Origin of the sequence: Nostoc sp. UCD121 (assembly GCF_014222285.1) — a bacterium.
Classification (GTDB): domain Bacteria; phylum Cyanobacteriota; class Cyanobacteriia; order Cyanobacteriales; family Nostocaceae; genus Nostoc.
In genome coordinates, this window is record NZ_JACKZS010000016.1 from 1 (window position 1) to 14446 (window position 14446).

Sequence of the window (14446 nt, forward strand, 5' to 3'; positions counted from 1 at the left end):
ATATAAAATAGGTTTAGAATTAATTTTTACAATCAATTGATAGTTTATCATAGGATGAATATTTCTGTTTTCCCAATATCATGTGTTGGGTTCCACTACGTTCCGCCCAACCTACAAGAGAGAGCGATCGCACTCAAGCAATTTTTTCTGAAAAGTTAATGATTGCTTGATATTCCTATAACCAATTTTCTCATAAAACAAGTGTGCATCTTTGCGTTTAATATTAGAAGTTAACAAAACACTATCACATCCAGCCAGAAAAGCCCACTGCTCAATTTGCTGCATTAAACAACGTCCAATTCTACTATGTCGATAATCTTTATCTACAACTAAACCCCAAATAATTGCTGAAGCTTGCCTAACTATCAAGTCAGAAATATGAGCATGTGCCCAGCCAATTACATATTCATTTGCTAAAGTCGCAACATACACAACGTGAGAACTATTATTTTGAATTTTAGCAAGACGTTGTTCTATTTGTTGATTTGTTACAGTAAATCCAAGTTGTTCGTCGCAAAGAATAGCTATTCTCTCTGCATCTTTAATCTCAGCCTGTTTAATTTTAAGCTGCTCAACCACAGTGAATTGATTTGTCATGATTTTTAGCTGTAATTAGTTAGTAAGTGTTGCACGGATAAAACGATAGCCTATATCAATCTCTGTCAAATTGTGAATATCACCATATTTTTTTCTCCATTCCCCACTACTTAAATCTGCTGTAAGTAACTTTACTCCTTGGTCTACTAAATCTTGATTAGCTAATGCAAAAGATGATATTCCCGCACGTACTTTTGCTTGAAGATATAACTCTGGTCGTCTCCAGCCTGCTGCTGCGAATAAATCCGATAAATCGTATGGTAACAAAAGGGTTATGGCTTCAACACGCCTTTTAGTATTACTCTGAATTAAATTAATCTGTTCGTTAAGTGGTAAGAATCGTAAGGCATCTTCCCACAAAAAGGGGAAATAATCATAAAGCCATATCTTCTGAGCTAATCTAATATCAAAAGTTAACAAAATTATTGCCCCATCTCTAATTATTCTGTGCATTTCTAGAAAAGCTTTTTCGAGATGAGAAAAGTGATGAATTGTCAGGATACTTATAACAGCATCAACAGACTGATCTGGTAGAGGTAAATTTTCTGCATAGCCAGTAAACCACTTAATTTGCTGATGTTCTACTGCTTGTTTTTGCATAACTACAGAAGGTTCAACAGCATTAACAAGAAATCCTTTATTAGCTAGCGCTAGACTGTAACCACCAGTACCAGCGCCAATATCAGCAATAATGCTACCTTTGGGTAAATTGAGTAAATCAATTAATTTATTGACAATACGGATATCAGGAACGCGAGTTTTGGAGTATTGTTGACCAATTGAATTATATATAAGCATATTAGAAAATCCCCAAAATCATGTAATCAATTTGAAATGAATAAATCAAAAATATGTTAGTATTTATTGTAGGTTTCGTGGAGGCGCAAGTTAGTATTTTAGCAACACAATTAATAATTTACCTTGTGCCGTAAGCCAACATCAAGTGATATTAGTCTTAGTGAATAATTAAATATATAAAATAGGTTTAGCATTGATTTTATTCAATAAATTGAGAGGTTGATATACTGTAAATATTTTCTGTTTTCCCGATATCATGTGTTGGGTTCCACTACATTTCACCCAACCTACAGGAGATGGCTAAATATTGAATATAGGCGGAAAAATTTTCTTTAATTAACGTCAGCTTATTCTGATCAGATAGATGTGATTCACCAAACTTTTGATATTTCAACACTATATTAATAAACTCTGAATACAAATCACAAATTGGATTAATTAATTCAAGCATTTTAGAAAGTTTATTGAATTGCTAATGAATTTTCAGATACTATAATTACAATTTTTTTCTCATCCGAATAGATGGCATTTTTCGACCAGAACGTAGGGTATGTTCTTCAAAACCTTCATTCATATAACCATTAACTTGATAAAACGGTTCAGCGTTGAGCGAAGCGTTCAGATGTAATTCCGGCAATCCCTGCTCACGTGCTAATCGCTCTAACTCTTGAAGTATTGCAGTTCCTACTCCAGAACGACCGAAATTTGGAGACACGTACACAGCACGTAGTTCGTAATTACTGACAAAAATTGCACCAAAGCCCACAATTAGACCATTAATTTCTGCTACAATTCGGGTTTCTTCCCCAACAACAGTGTTGTCTGCAAAGGCTTTAATTTTAGAGGGCGTAATTGGAGATGCCCAATCTTGAATAATTTCTTTTGGATAACACGATGAAGCAGTTTCATGAATCGCAGCTCGGTGTACTTTTAAGACGCTCTCTGCATCTGAGGGCAGACAACTTCGTACTTTTATATCTGACTTCACAACTTCCGACATGAGATATTACGAGTTACCATTCCAAATAATGTCTTTAACTTGGATTTGCTTAGGAACTAAGATGTGGGTTGAGGGACGAAACCCAACACCTTAAAGCCTTGTAATTGTTGGATTTCACTACGTTCAAGCCAACCTACGCATCTGTTGCATTTTTTTCTGGAATTGGTATTACTTAACTGCAACACTATACGATTCTTTAATTGTATCTACTTCCACAATGTAAGGATCTACAGGACGCTTAAACAATACCATTTGCCCTAATTCATCTTCCTTTAAATTGACATGACAAAACCATTCTTCATCATTCTTTTCTGGATAATCTAAGCGGTAATGATAAAGGCCCCAACGAGTCTCTTGACGATATAATGATGCTCTGGCTGCCATTTCTGCACAGTCCCGAATAAAATGAACTTCCAGACTACGCATCAATTCATGAGGATCGCGAGCGCCTATTAAATCTAATGTTTCTTGATATTGAACGAAATGTTTCAAACCAATCTCTATTTTATTACCTGTTTTTGGTGGTTGCAGATAATCATTAACTAAGCGTCTTAATTTATATTCAACCTGGGTATGAGGTACACCATTAGGGCGAGTTAACGGGGCATAAATTCTGGCTTTTTCTGTTTCTAAAAAATCTACATCTGGTTCGATAAAATCTAAATCTTGGATGTATTCAATGGCATGAGTTCCGGCTATGCGACCGAAAACAAATGCCCCAATCATATAATTATGGGGAACGCTGGCCATGTCTCCAGCTGCATATAAACCAGGGATGGTTGTTTGAGCATTTTCATTTACCCACACACCAGAGGCACTATGACCACTACATAAGCCAATTTCGGAAATGTGCATCTCTACGCCGTGAGTGCGGTAATCTTCATTTCTGCCTTGATGAAAGCGTTCTCTACTTGGTCGTTCATTTGCCCAAAGTATTGATTCAATTTCAGCAATTGTATCTTCATCAAGGTGGGTCATTTTCAGTTGGACTGGCCCTTTACCAGAGTTTAATTCTTTCCAGATTTCCAACATCATTTGACCACTCCAATAGTCACAACTAATGAAGCGATTTCCTTCGGCGTTGGCAGTATGAGCGCCAAAAGGCCCGGCGACATAAGCACAAGCAGGGCCGTTATAATCTTTAATTAAAGGATTAACTTGAAAGCATTCAATATTGCTGAGTTCTGCTCCTGCATGATAAGCCATTGAATAGCCATCTCCGGCATTGGTAGGATTTTCGTAAGTGCCGTAGAGATAGCCAGAAGCAGGTAATCCTAATCTGCCGCAAGCACCTGTACACAAGATCACTGCTTTGGCTTGAATGACAATATAATCGCCGTTCCTGACATCAAATCCCACTGCACCAACAGCACGACCTTCTTTAACTAATACCCTTGTTGCCATGACACGATTTGTCACTTTGACTTTGTGGCGTTTGACTTGGCGGGTAAGAATGGTTTTTAAGTCTTTACCTTCTGGCATGGGTAAGACATATTTACCGACGCGATGCACTTGTTTTAAATCATAGTTGCCTTGGACATCTTTTTGAAATTTCACTCCCCAACTTTCTAATTCTTGGATGACTTCATAACCTAATTTACCTGTTTGATATACAGCTTTTTGGTTGAGAATGCCGTCGTTAGCTAAGGTGATTTCGCGCACGTATTGTTCTGGAGTAGAATGGCCGGGAATGACTGCGGTGTTTACCCCATCCATACCCATTGCGATCGCACCACTCCGTCGGATGTTAGCCTTTTCTAAGATCAGCACCTCTGCATCGGGATTTGCTTGTTTGGCTTTAATTCCAGCCATTGTTCCGGCTGTACCGCCACCAATGACAAGTACATCAGTTTTTATCCGTTGGGTATTGATGTCCATAAGCTTTTAGAAGTGGGGAGGAACTTTAAGGATTTATTACTGTTCCAAACGATGTCTTTGACCTTCAGAACTATAAGCACATTCAATACTACGCTAAAACGAGCAACTTACCGTATTTTTTGATAAAATATTCACATAGAACCAGAAAAAGTAGCATCTAATGCCCCAGCAACTTGCACAAATACTTGACTAGCTTTGGAGTTAGGGTCAACGAGTGTTAGGGGTTCTCCGACATCGCCGCCGTTACAGATGAGGGGATCAATGGGAATCTGCCCTAAAAGAGGTGCTTTGAGTTCTTCTACTAACTTTTGACCGCCACCACTACCGAAAATCGGAATTTTTTCGCCACCATTCCCCATGAAATAGCTCATATTTTCGATAATACCGATAACAGGAACCCCAACTTGACGAAACATATAAACGCTGCGGCGGACATCCGAAATTGCCACATTTTGAGGAGTTGTTACCAATATTACCCCGCAAATCGGGCTTTCTTGCACGATAGTAATTTGAGCATCACCAGTACCAGGAGGAAGGTCAATTAATAAATAATCCAGTTCTCCCCACTCGACTTCATGGATAAACTGGGTGATGATTTTATGTAAAACTGGGCCGCGCCAAGCTAAAGGATGATCTGCTTCAGCCAACAGTCCCACAGACATAACTTTAATACCGTGGGCTTCTAATGGTACAAACCTTTGACCATTGGGAGTATCAATAACTTTCACTTCAGATTTACCCAGTCCCAGCATTTGGGGAACATTGGGGCCGTAAACATCAGCATCCAACAGACCGACTTTTGCCCCAGCCAATTGTAAAGCTGCTGCTAAATTAACCGCAGTGGTAGACTTCCCCACACCCCCCTTACCACTAGAAACTGCTAGAGTTGTTCTTACTCCTGGAATGGTGCAGAGTTGAATGTAAGTTTTTTTGCTCCAAGTTAGGGATGATAATACAGTTTGAATCTCGGTTTCTAATTGATGTTGATGTGAACCAATATACAAACGCAAATATATATAATCATCAACTATCCGCAGATTTCGCACCATGCCCAGACTAATAATGTCATTTTTTAGGGTGCGATCGCTAATCTGCTTGAGAAGTTGCACAACTTCTTGTTTCCGGGCGATGGTGAGGGAGTCGCCAGAAGAAGCTTGTACTTCTTCATCTGGACGCTGGAAAGGTAATTGATGGCTTGACATGAACAACTCCGCAAAGATAATCTATCAAATCGGGCGTGCAAATTAAATATTCGGCAGCTTAGGTGCTAGTTTTGTGATGCACATAAATTTTGGACAAGTCTGATTGGGAACACTCCCTTCTAAAGCATTGAGCGCCCCGACAATGAACGCGCTACGAAGAGAAGTAAGCTATGGACAAGTATTAAATTATGGGGTATTTTGACTCTAAATTTTGAGAAGAAATATTTGCTGAAATACTTGTTTTTTAGTAAAGACTATGGAATACTCCTGATATAGTACAGTAAATCAATCGATAATTAGTATTATAAGCGCTGGTAAGCTTGCCAGTCAAACAGTTGGCGTTGCTAAATTCAGGTATGAAAATGATTTTGCGTGATTTCAAAACCTTATATAGAGATGTTCTATTGCAACGTTTCTCCACCAAGATTTATATATCTAATCAGCAACGCTAAATAATTTAACTAGTAGGAGTGAGTTCATAACTTTATTTTGCAACAGAGATTTTTCCGTATTCTGGGTTTAACAGTTTCATCGGCGTAAAATGCGAAAAAAACATTGCTTTTTAACGCTACTGCTGATTCAGCTAGTTGCACTCATATCACTATTGAGCAATTTATCCGCATTAGCAGTTACCGTTAATCTCTGTCCTCCAGAGATGGTACTCATTCCTGGAGGTATTTTCAATATGGGAGCGGATGATTCGGGTTTTGTGGAAGAGCGAACAGCGAAAAATGTTACAGTTACCTCCTTCTGCATTGATAAATACGAGGTGACAAACGCCCAATTTGCTGAGTTTGTCAAAGCAACAAAGTATGTAACAGTTGCACAACGCCCTTTGCCAAAAGAGCAGTTTCCCGACTTACCAGATGAGCAGAGATTACCAGGTTCTCTGGTGTTTCATCAGCCAAAACAAGGTATTAAGCAAGTCCAATTTCTCAGTTGGTGGCATTGGACACCTGGTGCTAACTGGCAGCATCCTTTTGGCAGTTATAGCACTGTTGTAAGTAAAGAAAACTACCCAGTTGTGCATATTGCTTACGAGGATGCCCTAGCTTATGCAATATGGGCAGGAAAATCCTTACCAACAGAAGCACAGTGGGAATATGCGGCTCGTGGTGGCTTAGATGGTGCAACTTATACCTGGGGTAATCAATATTCGGAGAAAAAAGCCAACACCTGGCAGGGGATTTTCCCTTTTTTCAATACCAAAGCTGATGGTTATATAGGAACGGCAAAAGTAGGCTCTTTTTCGGCCAATGGTTATGGACTTTACGATATGGCCGGTAATGTTTGGGAATGGACTTCCGACTGGTTCAGTTTAGGACATGACAACAAAGCTCACAGTGTTAACCCCACAGGAGCAAGTAAAAGTTTTGACCCAAAAAAACCTACAGAGATTGCTCTTCATGTAATCAAAGGCGGCTCTTATCTATGTGCGCCGAACTATTGCAGCCGCTACCGTCCAGCCGCACGAGAATCTCAAGCTCCCGATACAGGAACTACCCATATCGGGTTTCGCTTGGTGAAGAACCTAGTTTAAAGCAATTTTCATTAGATTGCATTCTTAAGTCCTCTGGAGTACCTCTGCGTCTCTGCGTGAGAAAAAAATAGCTATAAAAGGTTATTGTATGTTGAGTTTAATTTTCCGGGCAATCGCTCTATCTCTAGTCATCACCTTGTTGATAGTTAGTAACCCTGCCTTAGCAGCTACATCAAAGGTTCTCCCTATTCGTCCACCGTCTTTTGAAGGTGAAATTGGCACAACTTACAAAGAGTCAACACCCGATTTTCCCGCCCCAATTACCGCTCCTAAAAATGCTCCTAATGTCTTATTAGTGCTACTGGATGATGTGGGTTTTGGGCAGGCAAGTACCTTTGGTGGTTCTGTAGAAACCCCCAATCTGACTCGTTTAGCGGAAAAAGGATTACGCTACAACCAATTCCACACTACAGCCCTTTGCTCACCTACCAGGGCAGCTTTGTTAACTGGGCGCAATCATCATTCTGTGGGTACAGGTGTAGTGGCAGAGCTAGCAACCGGTTATCCAGGTTACACGACTATTTTACCCAAGAGTGCGGCCACTGTGGCAGAAGTGCTGCGTCAAAATGGTTATAATACTGCGGCTTTTGGTAAATGGCACAATACACCAGATTATGAAACCAGTGCAGTGGGGCCTTTCGATCGCTGGCCAACAGGTTTAGGATTTGAGTATTTTTACGGTTTTATGGGTGGTGATACTAACCAATGGAGTCCGGCTTTAGTAGAAAATACCAAGCGGGTTGCACCACCAATCAACAATCCTGATTACCATTTAACTCCAGATTTAGTAGACCATGCGATCGCCTGGATTCGTTCTCAACAATCCATTGCTCCTGAGAAACCTTTCTTCACCTATCTGGCTACCGGTGCTACCCATGCCCCCCACCACGCCCCTAAAGCCTGGATTGACAAGTATCAAGGCAAATTTGACCAAGGTTGGGATAAATTGCGGGAAGAAATCTTTGTCCGTCAGAAACAACTGGGTGTAATTCCTGCCAATGCCCAGCTTACTCCCCGTGCCAAAGAATTCCCCGCTTGGGATTCTCTATCTCAAGAGGAACAAAAAATTTATGCCCATGAAATGGAGGTCTTTGCAGGATTTTTAGCACATACAGACTATGAAGTCGGACGGTTGATTGATGCTATAGACAAACTTGGGGAATTAGATAACACCTTAGTAATCTATATCGTTGGTGATAACGGCGCTAGTGCCGAAGGTGGTTTAACTGGTAGCGTCAATGAGCTGAAAATCTTTAACAGAATACCGGAAAGCCAAGAACAACTTTTAGCTTCCTTGAATGACTTAGGTAGTCCCAAAACCTTTAATCATTATCATGCAGGCTGGGCTTGGGCAGGAACTACACCTTTTCAATGGACAAAACAAATTGCCTCTCACTTTGGTGGTACTCGTAATCCTTTAGTAGTTGCTTGGGGCAACCAAATTAAAGATCGTGGTGGACTCCGCAGCCAATTCCATCATGTCATTGACATTACACCTACAATTCTCGAAGCGACGGGAATTACTTTACCTACTGAAGTTAACGGGGTGAAACAACAGAAAATTGAAGGTACTAGCCTAGTCTACACATTTGATGATCCTGATGCTTCTTCTCAACGCAAAACTCAGTATTTCGAGATGTTTGGAAACCGAGCTATTTATAATAACGGATGGATAGCTGCGGCTCGTCACCCGCGCTTGCCTTGGCAGGGGACAATCAATGCTGATTTCGAGCAAGATCCTTGGGAACTATACAATATTGAGGAAGATTTCAGCGAAGCAAATAACCTCGCAGACAAAAATCCAGAGAAACTGGAAAAACTGCAAAAGTTGTTTTTATCAGAAGCCCGTAAACACAAAGTTTTACCATTAGACGATCGCGTTTCTGAACGGTTTGATGTCAAAATTCGCCCCTCTTTAGACGCAGGACGCACCACATTTGTTTACTATCCTGGTGCAGTACCAATCCCCGAAGGTAGCGCCCCAAACCTCAAAAACAGATCATTCACCATCAAGGCTGATGTAGAGATTCCAGAAAATGGTGCTGAGGGTGTCTTGTTAACTCAAGGTGGACGCTTTGCTGGTTGGGGCTTTTTTCTTGAAGATGGTAAACCAACCTATACCTACAATTTTGCAAATGCAGAGCGATACATTATTCAATCTCCTGAAAAATTACCCCCAGGGAAAGCAACAATAGGATTTGATTTTGATTATGACGGTGGTGTTGGTGCAGGAGGAACTGGGAAATTATTCATTAACAATCAACAGGTAGCTCAAGGTCGAATTGAAAAAACCATACCTTATCGTGTGGCATTAGATGAAACCTTTGATGTTGGTCGAGATACAGGTACACCTGTAGTTGACACCTATCAAGTACCGTTTGCTTTTACAGGTAATTTACAGAAAGTTACTCTGAACCTGAAATAAGTTTAGGGGTATAGACGTTACCAGGAACGTCTATACAAAATGTCTTTACACCTCTGCATCCAATACTTCTCGGTTAAGGGGAAAAGGGAAAGAAAAAACCTTTAACCCTTACCCGATTCTGAGTTAAAAATCTAAAAAACGAGAAGTATTGCCTCTATATCTACTCTTACAAGATCCATAAAAACGATCGCACGAAAGCAAAAAATTATGAATGAAATTATCCCCATACTTGACAAACTCGCATTTCTGTCATTTGTCGTTGCCACTATGTTTGGTACAGGGTTGAAGTTAACTTTACAGCAGATTTGGGAACCACTCCGCAATATCCGTTTAGTTATTTTATCATTGGTGGCAAATTTTTTAATTGTACCCCTTTTTATCTATTTGCTGTTGCAAGTAGTACCTGTAACCGAACCAGTGAAGGCTGGTTTTATCATTATGGCGTTAGCATCAGGCCCTCCAGCCTTACCTAAACTGGCTCAAATAGTTAAGGGTAATTTAGCTTTTTCTACAGGGTTAATGATGTTGCTAATGTTTGGCACAGTATTTTATATGCCGATTGCACTACCGTTAGTTTTGCAAGGTGTACAAGTTAATTCTTGGGATATTGCCAAACCTTTAATATTGTTGATGTTAACCCCGTTAGGAATTGGGTTAGTTATTAAGGCAAAATCTGAAGAGATAGCCCTCAATTTTCAAGCAATTACGTTCAAAATATCTAACTTTGGATTGCTTTTAGGTTTAGTAGTAAGACTAGTAGTCCACTTTAACGAGATTATCATTTTATTAAAAACAGGTGTAATCTTTGTTTGTGCGATTTTTATTATCTTCTCTTTTGCTGTGGGTTATTTACTGGGTGGGCCTGGTATTGATACTCAAAGAGTTTTAGGAGTAGGAACGGCTCAACGTAATTTTGCTGCTGCTTTATTAATAGGTACGAGCAATTTTGACGATCCTAATGTGGTGAGTACCATTATGGTGACAAGTTTATTAATGATGGTTTCAGTTCTGATTTTGGGGAAAAAGTTAACAGAAGTAGACCAAGGACAGGGTGCAAAAATAGAGTCGGTATAAATTTCGTGAGTAACCCTCCATTGCTAGCATTTAATTTGCACATTGAGATCGCAGGGGGCAGGGGGGAGGGAGCAAGGGTGAGGGCTTGCAGCTTTTATTACCATAAAAATGATGCAATTTAAATTATAGTATTTACAACTCAATGATAAAACTGTCTCGCAAATGAAAGTCAGCCTCTGTGCCTCGATGAGTTAACGCCCAGTAAGTCACTTCACCATCTCTATCTTTAATAACGCTAGTAATGGCAACTTCAATTGCTTGTTCCATAGAAATGATTTTATCTAAATCAACATTTAAGGCTAGTGCTAAACTATCAGATTGATTTTGAACATTAAAAGGCAGATTTTCAAAAGCTGTTTCCTCTTGCATTCCTTGACGATACCCATCAAGGCGATAAACATTCCAGTGTCCACTTGGGGACAGGTTGAATTCCCAATACTGTTGAGAATTTTTGATGCCAAGGAAAAACTCGAAGCAGGTGTCTTTCCATAATTCATGCTTGCGTGACGATGTATTTGATGGTTGGGCAATCGCAATTTCTTTGAAATCGCCTTCAAGCAGATAGTGGATGGCAAATTGATTACCATTTCGGCTGATATTGCCTGCAATTTTCAAATTAGGCAGCGATTCAGTAGAAGGGAAGGGTTGTAGGGAAAATGTCTGGTTGTTCATTTCAAGTCTTTGATAATGTTACGAATCTGCGTTTCTTGAGATTCAATACTTTCGGTAAGCTTAAACTGCACGATCGCTCTTGCCAAGTTATGTTCTGGGTGCTTAACTTTAAAGTAAACATTCCCGGCTAAATAATCAGCAAAAAATCTCAATCCTAATTCAAAGGCAATGAGACGGATGGCATCATATATATACACATAGTCATTATCGGTAAGAAACGCCTTTGCCACAGAGAGATAGCCTTGTAAGATTCCCTGACAAAGGTCAGTATCGAAATGAACACTTTCCCAATTCTCTGTTTCTTCTCCAGCCTGATTGCAGCCCGATCGCAAACAATCGCCAATATCGTAATGTACCAGACCGGGTTTAACGGTGTCGAGGTCGATGACACTGACGGCTAGCTGAGTAACAGTGTCGAACATAACGTTATTAATTTTGGGATCGCCGTGCATCAGACGCAGAGGTAGTTTGCCCTCAGCTTTGGCATTTTCTAGGATATGTGCAAAGGTTTGGCGATCGCTAACAAACTGTAAACAATAATTAACTTCCGAAGATTGACTAGCACTAGTTTTCGCCAACGCTTCTTCGTAACGCTGGAGGTAAAGCGGTGTAATATGGAATCCTTGAAGAGTGTCAGCGAGTTTTTCTGGTGGCAAATCGCTGATTAGGTTGTGGAACATCCCCAAGGCATAACCGATTTCTTTCGCTTGTGAGCGATCGCGCATAGTATCGAAAGACTGGGAGCCTTCAATAAAGCTAATCGCCCGCCAAAATGAGCCGTCTGCATCCTGACAGTGGTCTTGAGCATCCTTAGTTAATAGTACGCGCGGTACTTCCCAGCGACGATTGAGGGAGATATGCTGTAACTGTTTATGAACATGCTCAGTGAAGGTACGCATATTCTGCATAATCAGTTTTGGCTGACGAAACACCTGTGTATTGATGCGTTGCAGGACAAAATGTTGTTCTTTGGGGGAATCTAAAGTGACTAAGAAGGTGTCATTGATATTACCACTTCCAAAGGCTTTAACGGCTGTAACCTTTCCTACTTGGGTAAATTGATCTGCGATCGCAATCAAATTTTCTGCACGTTGTGTATTAAATTCTTCTGTCATCTGTTTAACCTGCACTACTCCTCACGTATATTGCACGAAGGCAATAGGGGATATGGTAGCGCGTCAAAATAATTCGTAATTCGTAGTTCGTAATTCGTAATTTTTAAAGGTAATAATGCTAGCACAGGGTGCGATACCGATAGCGAGTATTAGCAAGCTACGTGCAGCGTCTCGTAGAGAGGGCAATAACCCATCGTAGATATTCCCGGATTTCTCACCATACTGTAGGCAGAGGAGTGTTGGGAGTGTGCGGGGTCAGATTTCTTCCCCATCCTCCCACACCTCCCACACCTCCCACACTCCTTGATTTCTCACAAGTGAGAAATCAAGGATATTGCTCTTGTCGGCCCTGTGCTAATTCAGTAGTTAACCTGAGTTCGGGTTAAGCCAGAAGCTAAAAAGCTTATTCTGTCAGGATTGAATAAAACTGGAATTGATCAAAGCAGGGATAAAAGTGGAATCATTTTGTCAATAAGGTTCACAAATAAAACTAATCTCAGCAATATGGCTTATTGACAATAGATGAAAACAGAGCTTTAGACCGAACAATGATAATTCAAGGCTTTTGAGGATTTCTTATCCCGAACTCAGGTTAGTTAAGAAATTTCGTCGCTATCAACCCACTCATCATAGGATGAGTCATAACCAATATAGTGAACAAAGTATTGCTGATTTTGGATTTGCTGAATCGTTGCAGAATACCAAGCTTCTTGGTCTTCATCCCAACATTTTACTTTTTGACCAACTGCATATCCATTGTCATCCGCAGCGCGAAGATCGCGAGTCCGAATGTCATCTTCGCCCACCCACTCGTCATAAGATGAACCATAGCCAAGGTAATGAATAAAAAATTGGTCATCTTGAACTTTCTCAATTGTTCCCTGATACCAATCTTCGTCTTCACCATCCCAGACTTCTACTGTTTTGCTGACTTCATACTGAATTTTATCTGACTTGACAGCAGAAGCTGACGAAACATCTTGAATAGGCTTTTGTTGCTCTTGTTTAATTTCTTCTTTTACGAAAGTGTATGCTTCCAAAATCAAGCCGCGAGCGACGCTTTGAGTTCCGGTATGCTCGTAGTAATTGGTAGTTTGATCTAGGAATACTGCGACAAAATCTAAATTATCATCAGCAATCTGAATAAAACTACCCAAATTACTAGAAATTGATTGCGGGGTTATACCTGTCTTAGATACTAAGTTATTCATCCAACCTTGTACGGAGTTAAAACCCTGACTGATAAAACTAACTTTATCAGAGGGATTACTACCTGGTAAAAAGTTATTGATAGCTAAGAAAACCGGATTTTGAGTTATTGCACTAGCATCAGTGCCACTAATAACACCGTGAATTTTGCTGAGAAAATCAGGGCCTAATGGCAGAATTCCGTCTATACAAACTAAAGCTACCATCCGCATTAAGGAGGCATTTTGATAGTTGTTGGTAAGGGAATTAGCAAACTCTTGGGGGTTAGGCTGAGGAATGCCATTTAGTTTGCAAAAGGCGATGATTTCGACAGCGATTTTCAGTGCCAAGTCAATAGATTGAGTTACATCAGCTTTGGGAGTAATGTTGCCTAAAAAAGACAGAAAGCCGATTTTTTCGCTAACTTTATTCGCTAAAGCTGCTGCTGCCATAGCTGTGTCTGCCTTATCAATTGTTTGATAAAGTTTGATTGCAAACTGGTAGCCTTTTTGAGGATCTTCGTATAACACGACAGCGCGATCGCGGATTCTCTGAATTACCTTAGCATCAGTTTCTCCTGTGATGCTGCGAATACTATTTTCAAACCCTGTCAAATTGCTCCACTCACCTGGCGCTACATAATCAAGAGCCTTTAAAACTTTGACAGTGATATTGTCAGTTGGTAATTCGTCAACCAACTGAATAATTGATTTATCCATCAGCCGATCCTCAAAACTCAAAGTTATGCTTACAACACAGTTCAACTAAACCCACAACAACCAATACCAGTTGCTTACCTTACGGGAAGCTTTTCTCTGGTCAACGCTGCGCGAATTACTGAACCGTATTAATAGAGTTCCCTGAGTTGAACAAAAAATAACAAGTGGCGATCGCTACCAATATTTTTTGGTTAAGAGGGAAAGACAAAGGGTTTGAATTTACCTTTCCCCAGACCAA

The 14446-nt window shown here is 40.3% G+C and carries 11 protein-coding genes; 3 read left to right on the plus strand and 8 right to left on the minus strand.

Features of this window, described 5'->3' with window-relative positions:
• Positions 1–111 precede the first annotated feature (111 nt).
• The 5 genes from GNF10_RS05680 to GNF10_RS05700 all read right to left on the minus strand — a co-directional run bounded on the left by GNF10_RS05680 (position 112) and on the right by GNF10_RS05700 (position 5475).
• Positions 112–597 carry a GNAT family N-acetyltransferase gene (locus GNF10_RS05680; RefSeq protein ID WP_185582043.1) on the minus strand — a complete coding sequence of 162 codons (486 nt, stop codon included), beginning with the start codon at positions 595–597 and terminating at the stop codon, positions 112–114.
• A gap of 15 nt (positions 598–612) precedes the next feature.
• Entirely contained in the window at positions 613–1395 is a 783-nt protein-coding gene (locus GNF10_RS05685) for a class I SAM-dependent methyltransferase (protein WP_185582042.1), read from the minus strand.
• A 496-nt stretch (positions 1396–1891) separates the two neighbouring features.
• The gene (locus tag GNF10_RS05690; protein WP_185592042.1) at positions 1892–2395 is read right to left on the minus strand and encodes a GNAT family N-acetyltransferase; all 504 of its coding nucleotides are present in this window, start codon (positions 2393–2395) and stop codon (positions 1892–1894) included.
• Positions 2396–2563: 168 nt separating this feature from the next.
• Positions 2564–4273 carry a fumarate reductase/succinate dehydrogenase flavoprotein subunit gene (locus GNF10_RS05695; RefSeq protein WP_185581436.1) on the minus strand — a complete coding sequence of 570 codons (1710 nt, stop codon included), beginning with the start codon at positions 4271–4273 and terminating at the stop codon, positions 2564–2566.
• Between the two features lie 131 nt (positions 4274–4404).
• Positions 4405–5475, minus strand: a complete 1071-nt coding sequence (locus GNF10_RS05700; RefSeq protein WP_185581437.1) for an Mrp/NBP35 family ATP-binding protein — start codon at positions 5473–5475, stop codon at positions 4405–4407.
• A gap of 541 nt (positions 5476–6016) precedes the next feature.
• Here GNF10_RS05700 and GNF10_RS05705 point away from each other — a divergent pair.
• The 3 genes from GNF10_RS05705 (at position 6017) to GNF10_RS05715 (ending at position 10514) form a co-directional block, all read left to right on the plus strand.
• On the plus strand, positions 6017–7015 hold the full coding sequence (locus GNF10_RS05705) for a formylglycine-generating enzyme family protein (protein ID WP_185581438.1): 999 nt from the start codon (positions 6017–6019) through the stop codon (positions 7013–7015).
• An 88-nt stretch (positions 7016–7103) separates the two neighbouring features.
• Positions 7104–9440 carry an arylsulfatase gene (locus GNF10_RS05710; RefSeq protein ID WP_185581439.1) on the plus strand — a complete coding sequence of 779 codons (2337 nt, stop codon included), beginning with the start codon at positions 7104–7106 and terminating at the stop codon, positions 9438–9440.
• A gap of 207 nt (positions 9441–9647) precedes the next feature.
• The gene (locus GNF10_RS05715) at positions 9648–10514 is read left to right on the plus strand and encodes a bile acid:sodium symporter family protein (protein WP_185581440.1); all 867 of its coding nucleotides are present in this window, start codon (positions 9648–9650) and stop codon (positions 10512–10514) included.
• Positions 10515–10646: 132 nt separating this feature from the next.
• Here GNF10_RS05715 and GNF10_RS05720 read toward each other — a convergent pair whose 3' ends face one another.
• The 3 genes from GNF10_RS05720 to GNF10_RS05730 all read right to left on the minus strand — a co-directional run bounded on the left by GNF10_RS05720 (position 10647) and on the right by GNF10_RS05730 (position 14208).
• Positions 10647–11186: a DOMON-like domain-containing protein gene (locus GNF10_RS05720; protein WP_185581441.1), complete on the minus strand. Its 540-nt coding sequence runs from the start codon at positions 11184–11186 to the stop codon at positions 10647–10649.
• Positions 11183–12301: a phosphotransferase enzyme family protein gene (locus tag GNF10_RS05725; RefSeq protein WP_185581442.1), complete on the minus strand. Its 1119-nt coding sequence runs from the start codon at positions 12299–12301 to the stop codon at positions 11183–11185. The genes GNF10_RS05720 and GNF10_RS05725 overlap by 4 nt, the downstream gene beginning before the upstream one ends.
• Before the next feature lie 596 nt (positions 12302–12897).
• Positions 12898–14208, minus strand: coding sequence for a Tudor-knot domain-containing protein (locus tag GNF10_RS05730; protein ID WP_185584849.1), 1311 nt, complete (start codon positions 14206–14208; stop codon positions 12898–12900).
• Between the last annotated feature and the right edge of the window lie 238 nt (positions 14209–14446).

Bases quoted from the DNA above. Each gene is read 5' to 3' on its own strand.
- GNF10_RS05680 (WP_185582043.1), bottom strand. From the start codon at position 597: ATGACAAATCAATTCACTGTGGTTGAGCAGCTTAAAATTAAACAGGCT.
- GNF10_RS05685 (WP_185582042.1), bottom strand. From the start codon at position 1,395: ATGCTTATATATAATTCAATTGGTCAACAATACTCCAAAACTCGCGTT.
- GNF10_RS05690 (WP_185592042.1), bottom strand. From the start codon at position 2,395: ATGTCGGAAGTTGTGAAGTCAGATATAAAAGTACGAAGTTGTCTGCCC.
- GNF10_RS05695 (WP_185581436.1), bottom strand. From the start codon at position 4,273: ATGGACATCAATACCCAACGGATAAAAACTGATGTACTTGTCATTGGT.
- GNF10_RS05700 (WP_185581437.1), bottom strand. From the start codon at position 5,475: ATGTCAAGCCATCAATTACCTTTCCAGCGTCCAGATGAAGAAGTACAA.
- GNF10_RS05705 (WP_185581438.1), top strand. From the start codon at position 6,017: ATGCGAAAAAAACATTGCTTTTTAACGCTACTGCTGATTCAGCTAGTT.
- GNF10_RS05710 (WP_185581439.1), top strand. From the start codon at position 7,104: ATGTTGAGTTTAATTTTCCGGGCAATCGCTCTATCTCTAGTCATCACC.
- GNF10_RS05715 (WP_185581440.1), top strand. From the start codon at position 9,648: ATGAATGAAATTATCCCCATACTTGACAAACTCGCATTTCTGTCATTT.
- GNF10_RS05720 (WP_185581441.1), bottom strand. From the start codon at position 11,186: ATGAACAACCAGACATTTTCCCTACAACCCTTCCCTTCTACTGAATCG.
- GNF10_RS05725 (WP_185581442.1), bottom strand. From the start codon at position 12,301: ATGACAGAAGAATTTAATACACAACGTGCAGAAAATTTGATTGCGATC.
- GNF10_RS05730 (WP_185584849.1), bottom strand. From the start codon at position 14,208: ATGGATAAATCAATTATTCAGTTGGTTGACGAATTACCAACTGACAAT.